At 70.5% G+C, this 5,293-nt stretch carries 8 protein-coding genes; 4 read left to right on the forward strand and 4 right to left on the reverse strand.

Annotated features, from left to right (window positions below; genetic code table 11):
- Positions 1 to 165: 165 nt before the first annotated feature.
- From E1284_RS38110 to E1284_RS38120, 3 genes are read left to right on the forward strand one after another with little or no spacing between them, the layout of a single operon-like run.
- Entirely contained in the window at positions 166 to 1,053 is an 888-nt protein-coding gene (locus E1284_RS38110; protein WP_131945003.1) for an arylamine N-acetyltransferase family protein, read from the forward strand.
- A 51-nt stretch (positions 1,054 to 1,104) separates the two neighbouring features.
- On the forward strand, positions 1,105 to 1,674 hold the full coding sequence (locus E1284_RS38115) for a hemerythrin domain-containing protein (protein WP_207924196.1): 570 nt from the start codon (positions 1,105 to 1,107) through the stop codon (positions 1,672 to 1,674).
- A gap of 54 nt (positions 1,675 to 1,728) precedes the next feature.
- Positions 1,729 to 1,917 (forward strand): hypothetical protein, encoded by a 189-nt coding sequence (locus E1284_RS38120; RefSeq protein ID WP_131945005.1) that lies wholly within the window; start codon positions 1,729 to 1,731, stop codon positions 1,915 to 1,917.
- A gap of 19 nt (positions 1,918 to 1,936) precedes the next feature.
- On the opposite strand, the gene E1284_RS38125 is transcribed toward E1284_RS38120, so the two are convergent.
- From E1284_RS38125 to E1284_RS38140, 4 genes are all read right to left on the reverse strand, one after another.
- On the reverse strand, positions 1,937 to 2,656 hold the full coding sequence (locus E1284_RS38125; RefSeq protein WP_131945009.1) for an MgtC/SapB family protein: 720 nt from the start codon (positions 2,654 to 2,656) through the stop codon (positions 1,937 to 1,939).
- A 190-nt stretch (positions 2,657 to 2,846) separates the two neighbouring features.
- Positions 2,847 to 3,038: a hypothetical protein gene (locus E1284_RS38130; protein WP_131945006.1), complete on the reverse strand. Its 192-nt coding sequence runs from the start codon at positions 3,036 to 3,038 to the stop codon at positions 2,847 to 2,849.
- An 11-nt stretch (positions 3,039 to 3,049) separates the two neighbouring features.
- On the reverse strand, positions 3,050 to 3,409 hold the full coding sequence (locus tag E1284_RS38135; RefSeq protein ID WP_131945007.1) for a DUF3140 domain-containing protein: 360 nt from the start codon (positions 3,407 to 3,409) through the stop codon (positions 3,050 to 3,052).
- A gap of 174 nt (positions 3,410 to 3,583) precedes the next feature.
- On the reverse strand, positions 3,584 to 4,387 hold the full coding sequence (locus E1284_RS38140) for a polysaccharide deacetylase family protein (RefSeq protein WP_243714999.1): 804 nt from the start codon (positions 4,385 to 4,387) through the stop codon (positions 3,584 to 3,586).
- A 167-nt stretch (positions 4,388 to 4,554) separates the two neighbouring features.
- Here E1284_RS38140 and E1284_RS38145 point away from each other — a divergent pair.
- Positions 4,555 to 5,293, forward strand: a 739-nt coding sequence (locus E1284_RS38145) for a phosphoribosylaminoimidazolesuccinocarboxamide synthase (protein ID WP_131945008.1), incomplete at its 3' end; no start/stop codon positions are given.

The raw sequence follows: 5,293 nt of genomic DNA on the forward strand, positions 1-5,293 counted from the left end.
CGTCACCCCCGCTGTACGGTTGCGCCCCCGCCACCCGTTCACGCCGCCCTGCCCGCCGCCACCCGGCGAGCGCCGCGACATGAACCGAATCGCCTGCTGAATCCGGAATGCGGGAAAGATCCACACCGTGTCCGGTGTTACCCCTGCAACCGGTGAAGGGGAGTCATGAACGAGGACCTCGACTACGGGTGGCAGGGGGAGCTGCTGGACCTGCCCGCCTACCTCAAGCGGATCGGCTACGACGGCGATCTGGCGCCGACCGCGGCGACGCTGCGGGAGCTGCACCGGGCGCATGTCGCGTCCATCCCGTTCGAAAACCTGGAGATCATGCTCGGGCGGCCGATCGACCTGTCGCTGGACGCCGTCCAGGCGAAGCTGGTCGAGCGGCCGCGCGGCGGCTACTGCTTCGAGCACAACCGGCTGTTCGCGGCGGTGCTGGAGCGGCTCGGCTACGAGGTCACGGCCATGGTCGGGCGGGTGATGCTGGGCTCGGCGCGCCTCCGGCCGATGACGCACGCGCTGCTGCACGTCCGTCCGCCGGAGCAGCCGCGGGACGAGCCCGGCTGGCTGAGCGACGTCGGGTTCGGCGCCGGGCCGATGGAGCCGCTCCGGTTCGTGGACGGCGAGGAGGTCTTCCAGGACGGGTGGGGGTTCCGCCTTCAGCGGGGCCGCACCGTCACGACGTGGGACCCGCCGACCGTCAACTGGGAGATGCACCAGACGGTGGAGGGCGGCGGCTGGGGCCTGCGGCACACGTTCGCGTTGAACGAGACGTTCCGCCTCGACTTCGACGTGCTCAACTACTACGTGGCGACCAATCCCCGGTCACCGTTCACGGCGCGTCCGTTCACGCAGAAGTTCACGCCCGATGCCCTCTACGTGGTGGACGGGACGACGCTGACCATCACCCGGCCGGACGGCTCGTCCGACAGGCGCGTGCTCCGGCCGGAGGAACTGCCCGCAGTGCTGGCCGAGCATTTCGCGATCGTCCTGGACGCGGCGGACGCCTCCCGCCTCATCGGGTTCGTCCGCGAACGCGTCCTGGGGGATTGAATCCCACCCGCCGGGTATCGCCTCCCTTCGGAGCCGATGAGGAGGATGACCATGCCCGACAAGGCCGTGAAGAGCGAGAAGACCGAGAACGTCGTCGATCTGCTGCTCGCGCAGCACGACGAGATCCGCCGGCTGGCGTCGACCGTCGAGCGGAGCAGCGGAAAGGCCCGCAAGGACGCCTTCGACCAGCTGCGCAGGCTCCTCGCCGTGCACGAGACGGCCGAGGAGGAGGTCGTCCACCCGTTCGCCCGCCGTGCCATCGGCGACGGCTCCCACGTGGTGGACGACCGGCTGAAAGAGGAGAACAAGGCCAAGGGCGCGCTGTCCGAGCTGGAGAAGATGGACACCGACTCGCCCGACTTCGCGGAGAAGTTCGCCGAGTTCCACAAGGACGTGGAGGCGCACGCCTCGCACGAGGAGAAGGAAGAGTTCCCGCGCATCCGGCAGGACGCGACGCCGCAGCAGATGCGCGGCATGGCCAAGGCCGTGCGCGCCGCGGAGGCGGTCGCCCCCACGCACCCGCACCAGGGCACCGAGTCGCCGGCCAAGAACCTGGCGGTCGGCCCGATGGCCGCCGTCGCCGACCGCGTCCGCGACGCCATCGGCAAGGTCCGCAGCTGACGGGCCGGCGGAGACGCGGCCGTTGAGACGCAGTCGTTCGAGAGGAGGGGCGCGATGAGCGCAGGCAAGCACGATGAGGACAAGCCGCTCGCCGACCGGCGCGCCGAGGCGGAGGCGCCGCAGGAGACCGACGCGGACTTCGCCGACGAGCACACCCCGAGCGCGACGGACCCGCCGATCGCCGAGGCCGAGGCCCCGGGCGGCGAGGACGAGGGCTACAGCCCGCAGACCGAAGTCCCGTAAGGCACCCGCCGACCGGGGCTCACTCCGCGTCGTCGTCGCGGTCGGAGCCGACCGTGACGCCGACGATGTCCTCCAGTTCGCTGAGGTGCGCGGTGAGGTCGGGGATCGAGCCCGTCCCCTCCAGCACCACCGTCACGACGGCGTTGCCGGGGCGGCGCCGTTCGGGCGGTTCGCGCCGGTCGCGGCGTTCGTCCCGGCCCCGGTCGGAGTCGTCCGGCAGGTAGTCGCGGTCGACGTTGACGTCCAGGATCACGAAGCCGCGCTGCGTGCACTCCATCAGGACCCGCCGCAGCGCACCCCGTCCGTCCCGGTAGACGAGCCGCATCCGCGCAAGCCCCGCCGGGCGGAACCGCTGCATCGGCAGCCGCCGCGTCAGCGCGCTCAGCCCGTAGACGACGAGGAAGTGCATGGCGGTCACCGCGATCGCGAGGACCCACAGCCCGCCGCCCGCCGCCATGCCGACCGCCGCCGTCACCCACACGACCGCCGCGGTCGTCAGCCCGCGCACCGCGTCCCGCCGGACGAAGATCAGCCCGCCGCCGATGAACCCGATGCCGGACACGATCTGCGCCGCCACCCGGGACGGGTCGAGCGACACGTTCCCCGGGACGTTCTCGAAACCGTACTTGCTGACCAGCATGAACAGCGCCGCGCCGACGCCGACGAGGGTGTGCGTGCGCAGCCCCGCGCTCTTGTTGCGCAGCCCCCGCTCCAGGCCGATCGCCGCCGACAGCACCATCGCCAGCAGCAGCTCGCCTATCTCGACGAGCCCCTGGCCCGGCGACAGCTCGATCACCTTTTGTCCCTACCCTCCCGCCGTATCCCACAAGCCCCGCCGCACCGCGCGGGCCGCACATCCCGCGCCTTCCGCCGGCCGCGCATGCGCGGGCCGCCCCGGTCCGGTCCGGGACGGCCCGCTGCGCGCCGGCTCAGGTGGGATGCGGCGGCCGCTGGTCCGGCGGAACCCCGCCGCCCTTGCCGCCGCCCTTCTTCCCCTTGTCGGTGCCGTGCGCGTGGCCCTTGGCCCGCGTCATCTTCGGGTCGGTGGCCTCCGGCGCCGGCTCCTCGGTCACCGAGGTCCGCTCCGACCGCCTCATCTCGGGCTGCTGCGGGTTCGGCATAATCTCGCCTCCTAGGCGCTCGACGGCTCGGGACGCAGCGGGTCGTGCCCCACGCTCATCAGCGCGTGCCGCCATCGCTCGTCCCGCTCCGCGTTCGGCGGACGGTTCTCCAGGCGGTCCTCGACGAAGTCGACGACCTCCACCATCAGCTCCGTGTCGCTCTCGGTCAGGTCGACCTTCCGCTTGCGCAGCACGTCGACGACACGGGCGCCGAGTTCGCCGACCCCCGGGCCGGGCCCGTCCGCGGGGAAGGCGTCCTCGCCCGAGGCGTCGGTGAGCAGCCACGTCCGCAGCTCGTCCGAGGTCATGTTGACGACCCGGTGGAACTCGTCCCAGGCCAGCTCCACCTCAGCCGGTATGCGATCGTTCATCGGTCACTCCCTCTCGGCCGTTGATGGCCGCCCTACCCGATGACCGGCGTCGCATTCGTCCCCTTTGAGCGACTATAGATCGCGGGCGTCAGGTCGCGGGGCCTCGGGGAAGGCGACGGCCGCAAGCAGGGCCGCGGCGCCTCGCCGACTCGTCCCTAGACCCGATCCGGGTGTTCATTGGAGAGTGATGTAGTCCTCAAGGCGCGCCACGGCGAAGCCTTGCTTCTGGATGCGCTTGAGCATGTGGCCGAACATCGCGGTCATCGTCTCGCCCTTGAGCTGCTCCGGGCCCCTGAAGTGGGCCAGCAGGATGTCGCCGGGATGCAGCTTCTTGTTGACGTCGTCGTACTGCATGTCGTGGATCTGCATGGACGCACGCCACATGACGATCCCGTCGATGCCGCACTCGCGGGCCGCCTGCTGTGTGGCCCAGTTCCATCTCCCGTAGGGCGGACGCAGCAGAGTGGGCTTCGTGCCGTACTGCTTGGACAGGACGTCCTGATCCCCGCAGATTTCACGCTTCTGGCCGTCCAGCCCGAGCACCGGCAGGACGGGATGGGTCAGCGTGTGGTTCTGGACGTGATTCCCCAGCGCCTGCAACGGCTTGAAGTAGGCGTAGTCGTCCTGGATGACGTTGTCGGTGAGGAACATGGTGACCGGCACCTGCAAGTCGGTCAGCATCTGGACGAACCTGGGGTCCTTCTCCTGCCCGTCATCAATCGTGATGAAGACGACCCGCTCCTCCGTGGGAACCCGGTCGAAGACCTTCACGGGCCCCTTCCCAGGGAGTTCGAGAGGTTTCTCCACCGGCGGTTCAGGCGCCGGGGGCAACGGCGTGAGCCCCCACTTGCCCCACATGGCCGTCTCGTCCCGCACGACAGGCGTCGCACTGGGCGCCGGCGCTCCCGGCGACGGGACGGCCTTGCGTTCCTCGGACGCCTTGCACGCCCCCAGCACCGCGACCAACACAAGGGCCACAGCGGCCACACGAAAAGCCCGCACCCCGACGGCCTCCCCCACCCGACTGATCAAAACCTATCGGCCCTCGTGAGGCGCGCGGACGCCGCTGTGCCAGACTCCTATCCGGCAGGGACGGCAAGCTGGCAGTACGGCAAGCCGGCAGGGACGGCAGGCTGAGGAGCGACATGGAGCTGATCCACTCGGGGAAGGTGCGGGACGTCTACGCGGACGGCGACGAGCTGATCCTGGTGGCGTCCGACCGGGTGAGCGTCTACGACGTCGTCCTGCCGACGCAGATCCCCGACAAGGGCAAGATCCTCACGCAGCTGTCCCTGTGGTGGTTCGAGCAGCTCGCCGACATCATCCCGAACCATGTCGTCTCGGCGACCGACGTCCCCGCCGAATGGGCGGGCCGCGCCATCCGCTGCCGCCGCCTCGGCATGCTCCCCGTGGAGTGGATCGCCCGCGGCTACCTCACCGGCCTCGGCCTCAAGGAGTACGAGAAGAACGGCACCGTCTCCGGCATCTCCCTCCCGGACGGCCTCGTCGACGCGTCCCGCCTCCCCGAGCCGATCTTCACCCCGACCACCAAGGCCGCCGAGGGCCACGACGAGTTCATCACCTACACCGACGTCGTGGCCGAGATCGGCGAGGACACCGCCGCCCGCCTCAAGGACGTCACGCTGGAGATCTACAGGCGCGGCGCCGCCCTGGCCGCCGAACGCGGCATCATCATCGCCGACACCAAACTGGAGTTCGGCCGCGCCGCCGACGGCACCCTCGTCCTCGGCGACGAGGTCCTGACCCCGGACTCGTCCCGCTTCTGGCCCGCCGACGACTGGGAGCCGGGCCGCCCCCAGCACTCCCTGGACAAGCAGTTCGTCCGCGACTGGAGCAGCACCCTCGACTGGGACCGCACCCCAC

This window comes from Actinomadura bangladeshensis, assembly GCF_004348335.1.
GTDB classification, from domain to species: domain Bacteria; phylum Actinomycetota; class Actinomycetes; order Streptosporangiales; family Streptosporangiaceae; genus Spirillospora; species Spirillospora bangladeshensis.